Consider the following 14,404-nt stretch of genomic DNA (forward strand, 5'->3'; position numbering starts at 1 on the left):
GGCGCGCACGGCGCGATCCCGAACGAAACCATCCTTTCGTTGGCAGGTCCGTTGGAAAAGGAAAGGCGCTGATCCTTTCCTTTCGGGCCGCTGTCCGTCCCTGCCAAGCCCCCTCGGCCGAGTTCGCGGTTCCTTCTTGGCGACATTCGTATGCTGGCGGGCGAAGCGCGGGACATCGCCAGCGACAGGGCTGGATTTTTGGGAAGCCACCCGGAAGCCAGAGCCACTCGCGCCCTGCGCAAACACCAATGAACGCTGACCTTCCGACCGGACACCGCTGGTAGCCGCTGGACCCCGCTTGGAGTCCGGCCCGGCATCGGGAGTCCGGAAGCCACCGGTATCCACCCGACCGAGGAACCTTGCCCACCATGACGCTCAGCTTCGCTCCGGACACGATCGAGATGTGGCCGCTGTCGCGCCTCCAGCCCTACGCGAAGAACGCGAAGGCGCATGGTGCGGACCAGGTGGCGAAGATCGCCGCGAGCATGGCCGAGTTCGGCTGGACCGTGCCCTGCCTCGTCGGCGAGGACGGCGAACTGATCGCGGGCCATGGTCGGGTTCTGGCGGCGACGCAGCTGGGGCTGACAGAAGCGCCGGTGATCGTGCTCGGGCATCTGACCGAGGCGCAGCGGCGGGCGTACCGCATCGCGGACAACAAGCTGACCGAGCTCGGCACATGGGACGAGGCGCTGCTGTCGGCCGAACTGAACGATCTGCTGGCCGAGGATTTCGACCTGTCGCTGGTCGGCTTCTCCGACGGCGAGCTCGACAAGCTGCTGGCCTTCGTGCCGGAGGGGGACGGTGAAGAAGGTGGCGCCGGGGGCTCCGTGCCGCCGGTGACCATCCCCGAACCGCCGCGCAATCCGGCGTCGCGCACCGGTGACCTGTGGGTCCTCGGCGACCACCGGCTGCTCTGCGGCGACAGCACCAGCGCGACCGATGTGCGCCGGCTGATGAATGGCGAGCGGGCGATCCTGTTCGCGACCGACCCGCCGTATCTCGTCGACTACGACGGATCGAACCACCCGACGCGGAACAAGGACTGGTCCGCGTCCTACGGCACGACCTGGGACGACAGTTCGCAGGGTGCGGAGCTCTACGACGGGTTCATCGCTGCGGCCGTGGCCGAGGCCATTGCCGAGGATGCGGCCTGGTACTGCTGGCATGCTTCGCGCCGCCAGGCGATGCTGGAGGCCTGCTGGGAAAAGGCCGGGGCCTTCGTCCATCAGCAGATCATCTGGGTGAAGGATCGCGGCGTCCTGACGCGGTCGCATTACCTGTGGAAGCACGAGCCCTGCTTCATGGGCTGGCGCCGCCCGAACCGCCCGCCGAAGGTCGCCGAGCAAACGTTGCCCTCGACGTGGGAGATGCCGTCCTTCGCGAAGGACGAGCGGCCCGACCACCCGACGCCGAAACCGCTCGACGCCTTCGGGATCCCGATGCGCCAGCATGTGGCGCGGGGCGGCCTCTGCTACGAGCCGTTCTCCGGCTCCGGCTCGCAGATCATGGCGGGCGAAGCCAACGGCCGCCGCGTCTTCGCGATGGAGATCAGCCCGGCCTATGTCGATGTCGCCGTGGAGCGCTGGCAGGCCGAGACCGGCCGCGACGCAATCCTCGACGGCGATGGCCGGACATTTGCGCAAGTGAGAACCGAGCGGCTGGGCGACGATGCCGAAGCCCCGGCCGACGCGCCGGACCCGGACGCTGCCCCCGAACCCGCGCGAAAGCGCAAGACCGCCGCGTGACATGCATGACCTGGCTTTACCTTCCTCCGGACGCGCTTCCGGAGCCGGAGACGCATGTCTGTTCGGCCTCTCCCTCTGCTCTGGCGCGGGCGGGCTCGATCTCGGGCTTACCATCGCCATCCCCGGATATCGTACTGTGGGCCATGTCGAACGGGAGACCTTCGCCGCAGCCACTCTCGTGGCGCGGATGGAAGACGCGTCCCTGGATCAGGCTGTTGTCTGGGACGATGTTGCCACCTTTGACGGCCGACCGTGGCGCGGCGCGGTGGACATCGTCACTGCGGGCTATCCGTGCCAACCGTTCTCCGTCGCGGGCAAGCGCCGGGGCGCGGACGACCCGCGCCACCTCTGGCCGCACGTCGCCCGGATCATCGGCGAGATCGAGCCGTCCTTCGTCTTCCTTGAGAATGTCGCCCATCATCTCCGCCTCGGCTTCCCCAAAGTCGCCAGCGGACTGGTCGGCATGGGCTACAAGCTTGCGGCAGGCCTCTTCACGGCGGCGGAAGTCGGTGCGCCCCATCGGCGCGAGCGGCTGTTCATCCTTGCCATCCGCGAGGGTGACGACCTGGCCGACCCCGCGCGCCTGCTCTGGCACCCGGTCGAGTGGCGGAAACCGGACGGAATTGCTGCGGCTGTGGCCGACGCCGAGGGCGAGCGCCAACGAGAACCGGCAGACGAAGCCGACGCCCTCGCAGGCAGCAGGCCAGCACGGCATGAACCTCGCGACGACGGCCGCGCTCTGGCCGACGCCGATGGCGAACGATGGGTGCAAGCCGAGCGCCGGGAACCGCCGGTCGGCCGACCTGACACATTCGGCGGGGATGTGGATGACACCGACGGCGCGGGATCACAAGGACGGGGCCACGAGCTTGGCGAACACGCCTGTGAACGGGCTGCTTGGCCGCCAGGTCCTGGTGACGCCGAGGGCTGGGAGCGGTACCTGCGACACGCCCCGGACCTTGAACCCGCTGTTCGTCGAGGCGCTGATGGGCTGGCCCACCGGGTGGACCGGCTTCGGCTCTGTGGCAACGGCGTGGTCCCACTGGTTGCGGCGCATGCGCTGCGAACTCTCGCGGCTGAACTGCTGGCCGATGGATGAGGTGGTGGCATGAAGCAATCCCGCCTCATGTCGCTGGTCGAGTCCGTTGCCAACGTGATCGTCGGCTACGGCGTCGCGGTAGTCACCCAGATCCTGATCTTTCCGATCTTCGGCCTGCACACGACGCTGGCGCAGAACCTGAAGATGGGCGCGGTCTTCACTGTGGTGAGCATCGCGCGGTCGTTCGCTCTGCGACGACTATTCGAGGCGATCCGGATGCGGAGCGCCAAATGATCGACCGCCGCCCCGGAGGGACGGCGGCCATCAGCTTGTCGGGGTCCAGTGCGTCAGGCGGCGGGGAGTTTATACACGCGCCCCCGATCCTCGACCTTCTCCGAGGTCACCTCGAGCCCGAGCTTCTTCTTCAGCGCCCCGGCCATCGCGCCGCGCACCGTGTGCGACTGCCAGCCCGTCGCGGCCATGATCTCCTCGATGGTCGCGCCGTCCGGCGCGCGCAGCATGGTGATCAGCGTGGCCTGTTTCGTGCCCTCGCGCGGTGTGTGCGCCTTGGGCGCGGTCTCGGTGCCGGTGGCGGCCTCCGGCGCAGACTGCTCGGTCGGTGCGTCGGTCGCGCCCGCAGGTGCGGGGTTCGCGTCCTCGGGCTCGATGCCGATGGCGGCGAGGCCCGCGTCGGTGGCGACCAGCGTGACGCCGTGGCCGTCCCCGCTCTCGCGCCACATGGGCTCGCCCTTGCGCAGGTTGGCGTCGACCTCCTCGAGGAAGCCCTTGGCGAGCATCGCGCCGACCACCTTGGCGGCGGCGCCGCCGCGCAGGCTCTCGGGCAGCGGCAGGGCAATGCGCTCGGGCCGCTGTGCGGCGGCGCTCAGGATCAGGGCTTGGGTGTCGGAAAGCTTGGTCATCGTCGTCTCCCGTATCGGGGCGCGCGGAATGCGGGCCCTTCTACGAGGCCAAGCCCGCCAGTCGGCGGGCGGGACCGGGAGCGGGTCGTCTTACTCGGCGTGTTCGCCTTCGCCGAAGGCCATGTCGGTGATCTCGCGCAGCTTGGCGCTGTAGTGGTTCAGGGTGCCGACATGGCCCCAGTTGATCTCGTCGGGGCTGGTCTCGAAATGGTCCGCGCTGAGGGCGGCGAGCCGTTCCAGCATCGCGTCGATCTCGGACTTGGCGGCGATGAAGGCGTCGAGGGCTTTCGTGTTGTCTTGTGCGCGGGTGGTCATCGTGGTGGCTCCTTGGTGAGTTGCATCGCTTTGTTGGAGTGACGTTCGCTCTCTACGGCGCGCTTATCAACTCGATAAGCACATGATTCTGAATGATAATCGGAGCCGTCGATGCAGGGCATGAGCGAGCGCCAATACGCCGCGCATGTCGGGCTGTCGCGGGGTGCGATCCAGAAGGCGAAGACCGCCGAGCGTCTGGTGCTCTATCCCGACGGCAGCATCAACGCGGCCGCCAGCGACGCCAGACGGGCCGAGACGACGGACCCGTCGAAGACGAGGAAGGCACCAGCGCCGAAGCTGAAGCCTGTCCCCGAGGCGGCAGTGACAGCCGTCGGCGACACGCTGCGCGAACAGGGTCTGGCCGTGCCCGCCGTCGGCGGCGGCACCACCTTTCTGCAGGCGAAGACCGCGAACGAGGTGCTGAAGGCTCAGGAGCGGCGCATCCGGCTCCAGAAGCTGAAGGGGGAGTTGATCGAGCGGGCCCGCGCGCTGGCGCTGGTGTTCCGGCTGGCGCGGGAGGAACGGGACGCATGGGTGAACTGGCCCGCGCGCGCAGCGGCGCTGATGGCGGCCGAACTCTCGGCCTCGTGCCGCGACGCGACGGGCCAGCAGATCACCGTGGAGCCAGCCGCGATGCAGAAGGTGCTGGAGAGACATGTACGCGCCCACCTCGACGAACTCGCCGAGGTCCGGCCCGACTTCCGGTGAGAGCGGCAATGACCTGACGGACTTCGACGGCGCGGGCGAGATCCTGCGCGCCTGGGGCAACGGGTTGCGGCCCGACCCGGACCTGACCGTCTCGGAATGGGCGGACCGCCACCGGATGCTCTCGGGCCGCGCCTCGGCCGAACCCGGGCGATACCGCACGGTGCGCACGCCCTACATGCGCGAGATCATGGACCGGCTGAGCCCCGGCGATCCCACGCAGCGGGTGGTCTTCATGAAGGCCGCACAGGTCGGCGCGACCGAGGCCGGCAACAACTGGATCGGGTTCGCCATCCACCAGGCCCCGGGCCCGATGCTGGCGGTCCAGCCGACCGTAGAACTGGCCAAGCGCAACTCGCGCCAGCGGATCGACCCGCTGATCGACGAGAGCCCGGAGCTGCGCGAGCGGGTGAAGCCCGCGCGCTCGCGCGACGCGGGCAACACGATGCTGTCCAAGGAGTTCGCGGGCGGCATCCTGATCATGACCGGCGCGAACTCGGCGGTCGGGCTGCGCTCCACCCCGGCGCGCTACATCTTCCTCGACGAGGTCGACGCCTATCCGGCCTCTGCCGATGAGGAAGGCGACCCGGTCACGCTGGCGGAGGCGCGCTCGTTGACCTTTGCGCACCGGCGCAAGGTGCTGCTTGTCTCGACGCCCACCATCCGGGGACTGTCGCGCATCGAGCGCGAGTACGAGGCCAGCGACCAGCGTCGGTTCTTCGTGCCGTGTCCGCATTGCGGCGCGATGCAGTGGCTGAAGTTCGACCGGCTGCGCTGGCAGAAGGGCCGTCCGGAGACGGCGGAATACCATTGCGAGGGCTGCGACGCGGCAATCGCGGAACACCACAAGACGGCGATGCTGGAGGGCGGCGAATGGCGCGCGACGGCGACCTCCGCCGATCCGACGACAGTCGGCTATCACCTCTCGGCGCTTTGCTCGCCGATCGGCTGGCTGAGCTGGGAGCGGATCGTGCGGGCATGGGACGCGGCGCAGGGTTCGGACGAAGCGATCAAGGCGTTCCGCAATACCATTCTCGGCGAGACATGGGTCGAGACCGGGGAGGCCCCCGACTGGCAGCGGCTCTACGACCGGCGCGAGCGCTGGACGTCCGGCATGGTGCCTGCGGGCGGGCTGTTCCTGACGGCCGGGGCCGATGTGCAGAAGGACCGGATCGAGGTCGACGTCTGGGCCTGGGGCCGCGGACTTGAGTCCTGGCTCGTCGATCATGTCGTCATCGAGGGCGGGCCCGACCGGCACGACGCATGGTCGGAGCTGACCGCGCTGCTGGATAGAACCTGGCCGCACGAACGCGGTGCGCATCTCAGGATCGCGCGGCTCGCCATCGACACCGGCTACGAGGCCCCGGCGGTCTATTCCTGGTCGCGGGCGCAGGGCTTCGCGCAGGTGGCGCCGGTCAAGGGCGTCGAGGGGTTCAACCGCTCGAGCCCGGTGTCGGGGCCGACCTTCGTGGACGCGACCGAGGGCGGCAAACGCCTGCGGCGCGGTGCGCGGCTCTGGACCGTGGCGGTGTCGACCTTCAAGGCCGAGACCTACCGCTTCCTGCGGCTGGCGCGCCCGACCGAGGAGGAGCTGGCCGACGGGGCGGCATTCCCGCCCGGCTCGGTGCATCTGCCGCACTGGGTCGAGAACGAATGGCTGAAGCAGTTCGTGGCCGAGCAGCTGGTGACGGTGCGCACGAAGCGCGGCTTCGCCCGGCTGGAATGGCAGAAGCTGCGTGAACGCAACGAGGCGCTGGACTGCCGGGTCTACGCCCGCGCCGCCGCCTGGATCGCCGGCGCGGATCGCTGGCCCGACGAGAAATGGCGCGACCTCGAGGATCAGCTCGGGGCGGCCCCCACCGACACCGATCCCGCCGGACAGATCAACCGGCCGGGACAGGCCCCGCAGGGCAAGCGCCGCTCCGACTGGCTCGGGCGGCGTGGAGGATGGTTCTGATGACCGACTGGACGGAAACCGAGCTCTCGGCGCTGCGCCGCGCATACGCCAGCGGCACGACCCGGGTCAGCTACGACGGCAAGTCCGTCGACTACGGCTCGGCCGAGGATCTGCTGGCCCGAATCCGCACCATCGAGCGCGCCATCGTGGGGACCACGCGGCCGTTGCCAGTCGCGGGGCTGGCGGGCTTCTCGCGCGGAGATCGCTGATGTCGGCGACGTGGTTCGATCACGCCATCGCATCGGTGGCGCCGCGTATCGCCGCACGTCGCGTGATGGCGCGTCAGGCCTTCGAGACCCTGACGCGGGGCTATGACGGCGCGGCGCGCGGGCGGCGGACTGAGGGATGGCGCGCGCCGGGATCCTCGGCCGATACCGAGATCGGCGTGGCAGGGGCGCTCTTGCGCGACCGGATGCGCGATCTGGTGCGCAACAACCCGCATGCGGCCAAGGCCGTGGCGGTGCTGGTCAACAACATCATCGGCGCGGGCATCATGCCGCGCGCCGCCAGCGGCGACGACAAGCTGGACCGGAAGGTCGACGCGCTGTTCGAACGCTGGACGGCGGAGTGCGACGCCGACGGCCAGCTCGACTTCTACGGGCTGCAAACGCTGATCTGCCGCGAGATGGTCGAGGCGGGCGAGGTGCTGGTGCGCCGCCGCCTGCGGCGCGCGAGCGATGGCCTGCCGGTCCCGCTGCAATTGCAGGTGCTGGAGGCCGACTTCCTCGACGCCACGAAATCCGGCGCCATCGGCGCGGGGCGGCTGGTGCAGGGGATCGAGTTCGACCCGGTGGGCAAGCGTCGGGCCTACTGGCTGCATACCGAGCACCCGGGTGACGCCTATGGCGCCTTGCAGAACGGGTTGCAGAGCCGCCCGGTCCCGGCGACCGAGATCGCCCATGTCTACGAGAAGCAGCGCACGCAGGCGCGCGGCGTTCCCTGGGGCGCGCCGGTGATCCGCAGCTTGCGCGATCTCGACGACTACGAGGTGGCCGAACTGGTCCGCAAGAAGACCGAGGCTTGCGTCACCGCCATCGTCTTCGGCGACGACGAGGCGCAACAGGGCATCGCGCCCTCCGTGGTCGATGCTGACGGCAACCGGGTGGAGCAGTTCGAGCCGGGGCTGATCGCCTATGCCCGTGGCGGCAAGGACATCCGCTTCAACCAGCCATCGGCAACCGGCGGATACGGTGAATACAAGCGCGCGAGCCTGCACACCATCTCGGCCGGGTTCCGGGTGCCCTACGAGCTGCTCACCGGCGATCTCAGCCAGGTCAACTATTCCTCGATCCGGGCGGGTCTCGTGGAGTTCCGCCGCCAGATCGACGCCGTGCAGTGGCAGCTCTTCATCCCGATGTTTTGCGCCCCGGTCTGGCGGTGGTTCACGGAAGCGGCATGGGCGGCGGGGCAGATCCCGTCGCCGAGCGTGCCGGTCGAATGGTCGCCGCCGAAGTTCGAGGCGGTCGATCCGCAGAAGGACGCGATGGCGAACCTGCTGTCGATCCGCTCCGGCACCATGACGCTGGCCGAAGTGATCGCCCGGCAGGGCCGCAACCCCGACGCCGTGCTGGCCGAGATCGCCGCGACCAACGCCAAGCTCGACGCGCTGGGGCTGGTGCTCGACAGCGATCCGCGCCGCGTCACCAAGACCGGCAGCGCACAATCCAAAGACGGGGCCAGCGATCCGGTGACCGATCCAGCCGCCGACGAACAGGACACCGACGACCCGGCCGCCGAAGCGGACAATGACCCGGCGCAGGCCGACCAACAGGACTGACCTTCATGGACACGATGATCGAACTGCCGGCCATGCGCCGGTCGGCGGAGCTTGCGCCGAACACGGCCGATGCCGACACGCGCACCGTCGAGGTGGTCTGGTCGGCAGGCGCGCGGGTCCGCCGCGCCACTTTCTTCGGCGAGCCCTATGACGAGGAACTGAGCCTCGATCCAGCCCATGTCCGGCTCGACCGGCTGAATGCGGGCGCGCCGTTCCTGAAGGTGCACGAGCTCGACACGCTCGACGCGGTGATCGGCTCGGTCGTGCCGGGCTCGGCGCGGATCGAGAACGGACGCGGCATCGCGCTGGTGCGGATCAGCGAGCGCGCCGATGTCGAACCGATCTGGCGCGACATCCAGGCCGGGCACATCCGGGCGGTCTCCATCGGCTACCAGGTCCACCGCTTCGAGGTCTCGAAACCCGAGGCCGCGCGCGAACTCTGGCGGGCGGTGGACTGGACCCCGTTCGAGGTCTCCGCCGTCGCGGTCGGCGCCGATCCCGCCGCGGGCTTCCGCGCCCAGCATCCCCTTCACGATTGCGTCCTTCACCGCCGGGACGCCCCCACACCGCAAGGAGCATCCCCGATGACGGACAAGACCCAGACCCCGGCGAGCGACGCCGCAACCCCCGCCACCACCCAGCCGACCGCGCCGGTCGAAACCGAGGACACCCCCATGACCGAGCCGAAAGCGGCTGCGCCCGAACCGAAGGTCGCCGCAGTGGAAACCCGCACCCAGCCGAGGCTTCAAAACACGGATGCCCCCGCTGCGCCCGACACCGAAGCGGTCGCCACCCGCGCCCGCGAGGCCGAGCGCGACCGCGTCTCGACCATCTACGATCTGGCCGGGCGGCTGAACCTCGAGCGCGGCTTCGCCGAGGACCTGGTCAAGCGCGGCGTCAGCGTCGACGAATCCCGCCGCCTGATCCTCGACCAGGTCGCCGCGAAGTCGGACGAGACCCGGACCTTCCCCCATGTCTCCGTCCCGCTCGGCGGCCGGGACGAGCGCATCACCCGCCGCGACGCGGTGGCGAACGCGCTGCTGCACCGCTACAGCCCGACGCTGTTCCAGCTGGAAGACGCCGCCCGCCAGTATCGCGGCATGACCCTGCTGGAACTCGCCCGCGAAAGCCTCGGCAATGCCGGGGTCAACACGCGGGGCCTGTCGCGCGACGAGGTGGCGACGCGCGCGCTGCATTCCACCTCCGACTTCCCGGAAATCCTGTCAGCCGTGACCAACAAGACCCTGCGGCAAGCCTACGAGACCTATCCCCGCACCTTCATGCTGTTCTGCCGTCAGGTGCTGGCCACCGACTTCAAGGCGATGCACCGTGTCCAGCTCGGCGAAGCGCCCCAGCTGCTGGAGGTCGGCGAGAGCGGCGAGTTCAAGCGCGGCACGCTCGGCGAGAGCAAGGAGAGCTACAAGGTCAAGACCTACGGCCGGGTCGTCGCGATCACCCGCCAGACGCTGATCAACGACGATCTCGACGCCTTCACCCGGATCCCTGCGATGTACGGCAACTCGATCGCGCAGCTGGAGAGCGACGTGGTCTGGGGCATCATCACCGCCAACCCGGCCATGGCCGACGGCAACGCGCTCTTCCACACCACCCACAAGAACCTCGCGGGCACCGGCGCGGCGCTCGATGTCGGCAGTGTCGGCGCGGCCCGCGCCGCCATGGCCAAGCAGACGGGCCTCGACAAGAAGACGGTGCTGAACGTCCGTCCCGCCTTCCTGATCGTGCCCGCCTCGCTGGAGCTGAAGGCCGAGCAGCTGGTCGCCCAGAACCTCGTGCCCGCCGCGACGTCCAGCGTCGTGCCGCAGTCGATCCGCACCCTCGCGCCGATCAGCGAGCCCCGCCTCGACGCCGCGAGCGAGACCGCCTGGTATCTGGCGGCCAGTCCGAACCAGATCGACACCATCGAGTACGCTTATCTCGAGGGCCAGCAGGGCGCCTACATCGAGACCCGCAACGGCTTCGATGTCGACGGCGTCGAGATCAAGTGCCGCCTCGACTTCGGCGCCAAGGCCATCGACTGGCGCGGCCTCTACAAGAACCCGGGCGCATAACCCGCACCCCATGCTGAACCCTGACACACGGGCGGTCCTGACGGGCCGCCCTTCGTCTTTCCACGAGGATCCCCGTCATGAAAAACTTCGTCCAGCCCGGCAACACCATCACCCTGACCGCGCCCTATGCCGTCGCCTCCGGCGATGGCCTGCTCGTCGGCTCGATCTTCGGCATCGCCGCCGGAGCGGCCGCCCTCGGCGAGCCCGTCGAGACCGCGCTCGTCGGCGTCTTCGACATCACCAAGGTCGGCTCGCAGGCCTGGACCGTCGGCGCCAAGGTCTATTGGGACGACACCAACAAGCGCTGCACGACGGTCGCGACCGACAACACGCTCATCGGCGTGGCCGTCGAGGCCGTGGCGAGCGGCGCGGGCGACACCATCGGCCGGGTGCGCCTGAACGCGGCGTTCTGATGAGCGCCTTCGCCGCCGCCATGAGCGCGCTCTTCGCCGATCCAAACATCGGCCGGGACGCGGTCTATATCGCCGACGGCGGCGCGCCCGTTCTGGTGCGCGCCGTCGCCCGGCGCGCCGACGCGGTCACCGACTTCGGCGATGCGCGGCTCTGGTCGGAAACCACCCGGATCGACCTGCGCGTCGCCGAGGTGCCGAACCCGCGTCCCGGCGACCGGATCGAGATCGATGGCGACGCCTTCCTCATCCAGGGAGAGCCCGTCCGCGACCGCGAGCGGCTGGTCTGGACCGTGGATCTGAGGCCCGCGTGAAACTGAAGCTCGACATCGATCCCGACATCGTCGCGATGATGGCGGCCGAGGTGGCGGCGGGGGAACGCGCCGTGACCGCAGCCATGCGCGAGGCCGGGACCGGGTTGAAGTCGGCTTGGCGATTGCAGATCACCGGCGCGGGGCTCGGCACACGGCTCGCCAATTCGATCCGGAGCCAGAACTTCCCGAGGTCGGGCGAGAGCCTGGACGCGGCGGCGCTGGTCTGGTCGAAGGCTCCGGTCATCGTCGGCGCGCACGATACCGGCCCGCTGATCCGCTCGAAAGATGGGTTCTGGCTGGCGATCCCGCTGCCCGCAGCTGGCAAATCCCTGCGGGGCGGCCGGATCACTCCCGGCGAATGGGAGCGCCGACGCGGGCTGCGCCTGCGCTTCGTCTATCGCCGGATGGGCCCGAGCCTGCTGGTGGCGGAGGGGCGGCTGAACACGAAGGGTCAGGCGGTGGTGTCGCGCTCGAAGACCGGGCGCGGAAAGGTCACCGCGCCGATCTTCCTGCTGGTGCCGCAGGTCAAGTTGCCGAAGCGGCTGGACCTCGCGCGGGATGCAGACCGGGCGCTGGACAGCGTGCCGGGGCTGATCGTGGCGAATTGGGTAGATCGGAAGCTATCCACGTAGACTCGAAGTACACTTTCGAGGCCTATACTCCCATCCGGTATTTTACCCACAATGGACCTCTGTCCGTCAGCACTATATCAAAAATGTAGCCTTCCTCGACACCAGCAAGGCGACGTTCATGAAGCTCAATGCCTTGCTGCTCAAGGTATCTATAGAATGCCTGTATTGCCTCGTTGTGGGTGCGTGCCTTTTTGAAGAAGATCGCCGTATCTTTGGATTTTCCATCACCCGAGTGACCCACCCGGACAGAAAACAATTGCGATAGCTTTGCTCCGTTTTCGCTAGCTATCGTTATCCAGTTGTCGATCTTCGAGAGATGGCGAGTGCCGCTGACCACCAGATTCCAGTCGAGTGCGGCGCAACGCTCGATTGCTTCGCGTGCCAAGGACAACTCCTTGGTCAATGATTCTGATGGGATCCCTATGGACCCGGATGAGAGTTCGCCACTTGAGACTAGAAGGTTGCTTCCGTAGTTCGGATGTACAAACTCGCACAGGGTTGCATAGTCACTGGCTGCACGTTCATCTACCTTGGCCAGCGCTTCGAGCAAGTCGTTTGTGTGAAGCCGCTTGGCATCCTTTGGTCCACTTTCTCCTCCATAATACAACCGGTCTACGATCTTGCGATGTTTGCGAATAGTGCGATCAACCTGGTCAAAAACCTGCTTTGTCTCGATGTCGGAAACAGCTTTCTCGAGGGCTTGATTCTGGAACGCCAACGACGCTGTGTGCTCCATAAACGCGCGCGCTAGATTGAACAGAACAACAAGGTTGCACTGAGTTTCCGCATCGAAAATTCCGCGCGCAATCTCCCGTGTTTTGAAGCGGAAAACCAGCGTCGAAAAAAAATGAGCATATGCTAGTTCGTGTAGGAGGTGTGCGACCTTAACCGTTTCGTTTCCGCCCTCGTCAAGTGGAAGCCGAGCCTTCGACCGATCAAGAAGAGTGTCAAAATCCTTTACATGATGCCAGAGTTCGTCGTTCTCCATCAGCCGCGACAATTTTGGGTATTCTTCTGATTTCATCGGCTTCTCTTCTAAATTCGGCGACGCTGATGGGGCTCGGTAGGTCGCTTTCGACATCAAGCTCACCATAGGGTGCGAAACAATTCTTGAGCAAGAGTAACGGAGCCCGATGCCCACCCCCCGCGAAACCATCCTCGCCGCGCTGCACGCGCGGCTCTCGGCGCTTCCCGCCACCGCGCTGCGGGGCGAGGTGCTGCCCGAGCGCGTTCCGGCCGAGGGACTGCTGATCCTGCGCGATGGCGAGCCGGGCGAGCCGGAGGTCACGCTCTCGCCCCTGCGCTACCACTACCAGCACCGGGCCGAGATCGAGGCGGTCGTGCAGGGTTCCGACCGTGACGCCGCCTTCGACACTCTTACCGCCAGCATCGGCGCAGCGCTTGCCGCCGACCGAACGCTGGGCGGCCTCTGCGACTGGGTCGAGGCGGAAGCGCCGCGCCCTGTGGACCTGCCGGTCGAGGGCGCGGCGAGCCTGAAGGCTGCCGTCATTCCGGTGGTGCTGCACTATTCCACGGCCGACCCGCTCGGCTGATTCCGACAACCCGAGGAGACGAACATGGCACGAGCCCAGGGGGCGCGGGCGCTGATGGCGCTTGCGTTCGAGACGACCTACGGAACGCCGCCCGCCAGCGGCTTCACCCGCATGCCCTTCGCCAGCACCTCGCTCGGCGCGGAGCAGCCGCTGCTGAACTCGGAGCTGCTCGGCTACGGCCGCGATCCACTGGCGCCGATCAAGGACGCGGTGACCGCCGATGGCGATGTCGTCTTGCCGCTCGACGCCGAGGCTTTCGGCTTCTGGCTGAAGGCGGCCTTCGGCGCGCCCACGACCACGGGCGTCGAGGCCCCCTACAGCCACGAGTTCCAGTCCGGGTCCTGGACGCTGCCCAGCATGTCGATCGAGACCGGCATGCCGGAGGTGCCGCGCTACGCCATGTATTCCGGCTGCGTGCTCGACCAGATCACCTGGCAGATGCAGCGCTCGGGCCTGCTGACTGCCACCGCGCGGCTGGTCGCGCAGGGCGAGACGGTGGGCACGACCACGAGCGCCGGAACACCCGCCGAACTGGAACTGAAGCGGTTCGGCCATTTCAACGGGTCTATAACGCGCAACGGCACCGCCCTCGGCAATGTGGTCTCGGCCGAGATCACCTATGCCAACAACCTCGACCGGATCGAGACCATCCGCAGCGACGGCCGCATCGACGGGGCGGACCCGTCCATCGCGGCGCTCACCGGGCGGATCGAGGTGCGCTTCGCCGACCAGACGCTGGTGACGCAGGCGATCAACGGCGAAGCCTGCGAGATGGAATTCGCCTACGTCCTGCCCTCGGGCGAGAGCTTCACCTTCACCGTGCACGCCGTCTACCTGCCGCGCCCGCGCATCGAGATCGCCGGGCCGCAGGGCGTGCAGGCCACCTTCGACTGGCAGGCGGCGCGCGACAGCGTCGTCGGCCGGATGTGCACGGCAACCCTGATCAATGACATCGAGGTGTATTGAGA

At 68.0% G+C, this 14,404-nt stretch carries 16 protein-coding genes; 13 read left to right on the forward strand and 3 right to left on the reverse strand.

The features are described 5' to 3' along the window. The first annotated feature begins 368 nt into the window (after positions 1-368). Genes BMY38_RS13640 through BMY38_RS13650 form a run of 3 tightly spaced genes read left to right on the forward strand, consistent with a single transcriptional unit; the run spans position 369 to position 3,078 of the window. Positions 369-1,745 carry a site-specific DNA-methyltransferase gene (locus BMY38_RS13640; protein ID WP_092763705.1) on the forward strand — a complete coding sequence of 459 codons (1,377 nt, stop codon included), beginning with the start codon at positions 369-371 and terminating at the stop codon, positions 1,743-1,745. Position 1,746: 1 nt separating this feature from the next. Further along, positions 1,747-2,844, forward strand: coding sequence for a DNA cytosine methyltransferase (locus BMY38_RS13645; RefSeq protein ID WP_092763707.1), 1,098 nt, complete (start codon positions 1,747-1,749; stop codon positions 2,842-2,844). A 9-nt stretch (positions 2,845-2,853) separates the two neighbouring features. Continuing rightward, on the forward strand, positions 2,854-3,078 hold the full coding sequence (locus BMY38_RS13650; RefSeq protein ID WP_092763709.1) for a DUF7220 family protein: 225 nt from the start codon (positions 2,854-2,856) through the stop codon (positions 3,076-3,078). A 53-nt stretch (positions 3,079-3,131) separates the two neighbouring features. Here BMY38_RS13650 and BMY38_RS13655 read toward each other — a convergent pair whose 3' ends face one another. Both BMY38_RS13655 and BMY38_RS13660 read right to left on the reverse strand, forming a co-directional pair. Beyond that, a complete protein-coding gene (locus tag BMY38_RS13655; protein WP_092763711.1) occupies positions 3,132-3,704 on the reverse strand; it encodes a DUF3489 domain-containing protein in 573 nt (190 codons plus the stop codon). Positions 3,705-3,794: 90 nt separating this feature from the next. Next, positions 3,795-4,019, reverse strand: coding sequence for a hypothetical protein (locus BMY38_RS13660; RefSeq protein ID WP_092763713.1), 225 nt, complete (start codon positions 4,017-4,019; stop codon positions 3,795-3,797). Positions 4,020-4,130: 111 nt separating this feature from the next. Here BMY38_RS13660 and BMY38_RS13665 point away from each other — a divergent pair, with 111 nt between their 5' ends. From BMY38_RS13665 to BMY38_RS13700, 8 genes are all read left to right on the forward strand, one after another. Then, positions 4,131-4,727 carry a hypothetical protein gene (locus BMY38_RS13665; RefSeq protein ID WP_092763716.1) on the forward strand — a complete coding sequence of 199 codons (597 nt, stop codon included), beginning with the start codon at positions 4,131-4,133 and terminating at the stop codon, positions 4,725-4,727. Beyond that, complete coding sequence (locus BMY38_RS13670) at positions 4,675-6,681, forward strand: phage terminase large subunit family protein (RefSeq protein WP_092763718.1); 2,007 nt, start codon at positions 4,675-4,677, stop codon at positions 6,679-6,681. The genes BMY38_RS13665 and BMY38_RS13670 overlap by 53 nt, the downstream gene beginning before the upstream one ends. Further along, a complete protein-coding gene (locus BMY38_RS13675; protein ID WP_092763720.1) occupies positions 6,681-6,890 on the forward strand; it encodes a phage head-tail joining protein in 210 nt (69 codons plus the stop codon). Before BMY38_RS13670 ends, BMY38_RS13675 begins: the two co-directional genes overlap by 1 nt. Continuing rightward, the gene (locus tag BMY38_RS13680) at positions 6,890-8,458 is read left to right on the forward strand and encodes a phage portal protein (RefSeq protein ID WP_092763722.1); all 1,569 of its coding nucleotides are present in this window, start codon (positions 6,890-6,892) and stop codon (positions 8,456-8,458) included. The genes BMY38_RS13675 and BMY38_RS13680 overlap by 1 nt, the downstream gene beginning before the upstream one ends. A 5-nt stretch (positions 8,459-8,463) precedes the next feature. Beyond that, positions 8,464-10,527, forward strand: coding sequence for a prohead protease/major capsid protein fusion protein (locus BMY38_RS13685; RefSeq protein WP_092763724.1), 2,064 nt, complete (start codon positions 8,464-8,466; stop codon positions 10,525-10,527). Between the two features lie 77 nt (positions 10,528-10,604). Next, positions 10,605-10,940 carry a DUF2190 family protein gene (locus BMY38_RS13690; RefSeq protein ID WP_092763726.1) on the forward strand — a complete coding sequence of 112 codons (336 nt, stop codon included), beginning with the start codon at positions 10,605-10,607 and terminating at the stop codon, positions 10,938-10,940. Beyond that, positions 10,940-11,251, forward strand: coding sequence for a head-tail joining protein (locus BMY38_RS13695; RefSeq protein ID WP_092763728.1), 312 nt, complete (start codon positions 10,940-10,942; stop codon positions 11,249-11,251). Before BMY38_RS13690 ends, BMY38_RS13695 begins: the two co-directional genes overlap by 1 nt. Further along, complete coding sequence (locus BMY38_RS13700; protein WP_092763730.1) at positions 11,248-11,883, forward strand: DUF6441 family protein; 636 nt, start codon at positions 11,248-11,250, stop codon at positions 11,881-11,883. Before BMY38_RS13695 ends, BMY38_RS13700 begins: the two co-directional genes overlap by 4 nt. Positions 11,884-11,905: 22 nt before the next feature. Here BMY38_RS13700 and BMY38_RS13705 read toward each other — a convergent pair whose 3' ends face one another. Then, on the reverse strand, positions 11,906-12,907 hold the full coding sequence (locus tag BMY38_RS13705) for a hypothetical protein (RefSeq protein WP_092763732.1): 1,002 nt from the start codon (positions 12,905-12,907) through the stop codon (positions 11,906-11,908). A 109-nt stretch (positions 12,908-13,016) separates the two neighbouring features. On the opposite strand from BMY38_RS13705, the gene BMY38_RS13710 reads away from it, so the two are divergent. Together BMY38_RS13710 and BMY38_RS13715 are read left to right on the forward strand one after the other, a co-directional pair. Beyond that, positions 13,017-13,436: an acyl-CoA transferase gene (locus BMY38_RS13710; protein ID WP_092763734.1), complete on the forward strand. Its 420-nt coding sequence runs from the start codon at positions 13,017-13,019 to the stop codon at positions 13,434-13,436. Between the two features lie 24 nt (positions 13,437-13,460). Further along, positions 13,461-14,402, forward strand: a complete 942-nt coding sequence (locus tag BMY38_RS13715; protein ID WP_092763736.1) for a phage tail tube protein — start codon at positions 13,461-13,463, stop codon at positions 14,400-14,402. The last annotated feature ends 2 nt before the right edge of the window (positions 14,403-14,404 follow it).

Origin of the sequence: Jannaschia helgolandensis, from assembly GCF_900109285.1 — a bacterium.
In the GTDB taxonomy this organism is placed as follows: Bacteria; Pseudomonadota; Alphaproteobacteria; order Rhodobacterales; family Rhodobacteraceae; genus Jannaschia; species Jannaschia helgolandensis.

Bases quoted from the DNA above. Each gene is read 5' to 3' on its own strand.
- BMY38_RS13665 (WP_092763716.1), top strand. From the start codon at position 4,131: ATGCAGGGCATGAGCGAGCGCCAATACGCCGCGCATGTCGGGCTGTCG.
- BMY38_RS13715 (WP_092763736.1), top strand. From the start codon at position 13,461: ATGGCACGAGCCCAGGGGGCGCGGGCGCTGATGGCGCTTGCGTTCGAG.
- BMY38_RS13690 (WP_092763726.1), top strand. From the start codon at position 10,605: ATGAAAAACTTCGTCCAGCCCGGCAACACCATCACCCTGACCGCGCCC.
- BMY38_RS13650 (WP_092763709.1), top strand. From the start codon at position 2,854: ATGAAGCAATCCCGCCTCATGTCGCTGGTCGAGTCCGTTGCCAACGTG.
- BMY38_RS13685 (WP_092763724.1), top strand. From the start codon at position 8,464: ATGGACACGATGATCGAACTGCCGGCCATGCGCCGGTCGGCGGAGCTT.
- BMY38_RS13645 (WP_092763707.1), top strand. From the start codon at position 1,747: ATGCATGACCTGGCTTTACCTTCCTCCGGACGCGCTTCCGGAGCCGGA.
- BMY38_RS13680 (WP_092763722.1), top strand. From the start codon at position 6,890: ATGTCGGCGACGTGGTTCGATCACGCCATCGCATCGGTGGCGCCGCGT.
- BMY38_RS13640 (WP_092763705.1), top strand. From the start codon at position 369: ATGACGCTCAGCTTCGCTCCGGACACGATCGAGATGTGGCCGCTGTCG.
- BMY38_RS13695 (WP_092763728.1), top strand. From the start codon at position 10,940: ATGAGCGCCTTCGCCGCCGCCATGAGCGCGCTCTTCGCCGATCCAAAC.
- BMY38_RS13675 (WP_092763720.1), top strand. From the start codon at position 6,681: ATGACCGACTGGACGGAAACCGAGCTCTCGGCGCTGCGCCGCGCATAC.
- BMY38_RS13660 (WP_092763713.1), bottom strand. From the start codon at position 4,019: ATGACCACCCGCGCACAAGACAACACGAAAGCCCTCGACGCCTTCATC.
- BMY38_RS13710 (WP_092763734.1), top strand. From the start codon at position 13,017: ATGCCCACCCCCCGCGAAACCATCCTCGCCGCGCTGCACGCGCGGCTC.
- BMY38_RS13705 (WP_092763732.1), bottom strand. From the start codon at position 12,907: ATGAAATCAGAAGAATACCCAAAATTGTCGCGGCTGATGGAGAACGAC.
- BMY38_RS13655 (WP_092763711.1), bottom strand. From the start codon at position 3,704: ATGACCAAGCTTTCCGACACCCAAGCCCTGATCCTGAGCGCCGCCGCA.
- BMY38_RS13670 (WP_092763718.1), top strand. From the start codon at position 4,675: ATGTACGCGCCCACCTCGACGAACTCGCCGAGGTCCGGCCCGACTTCC.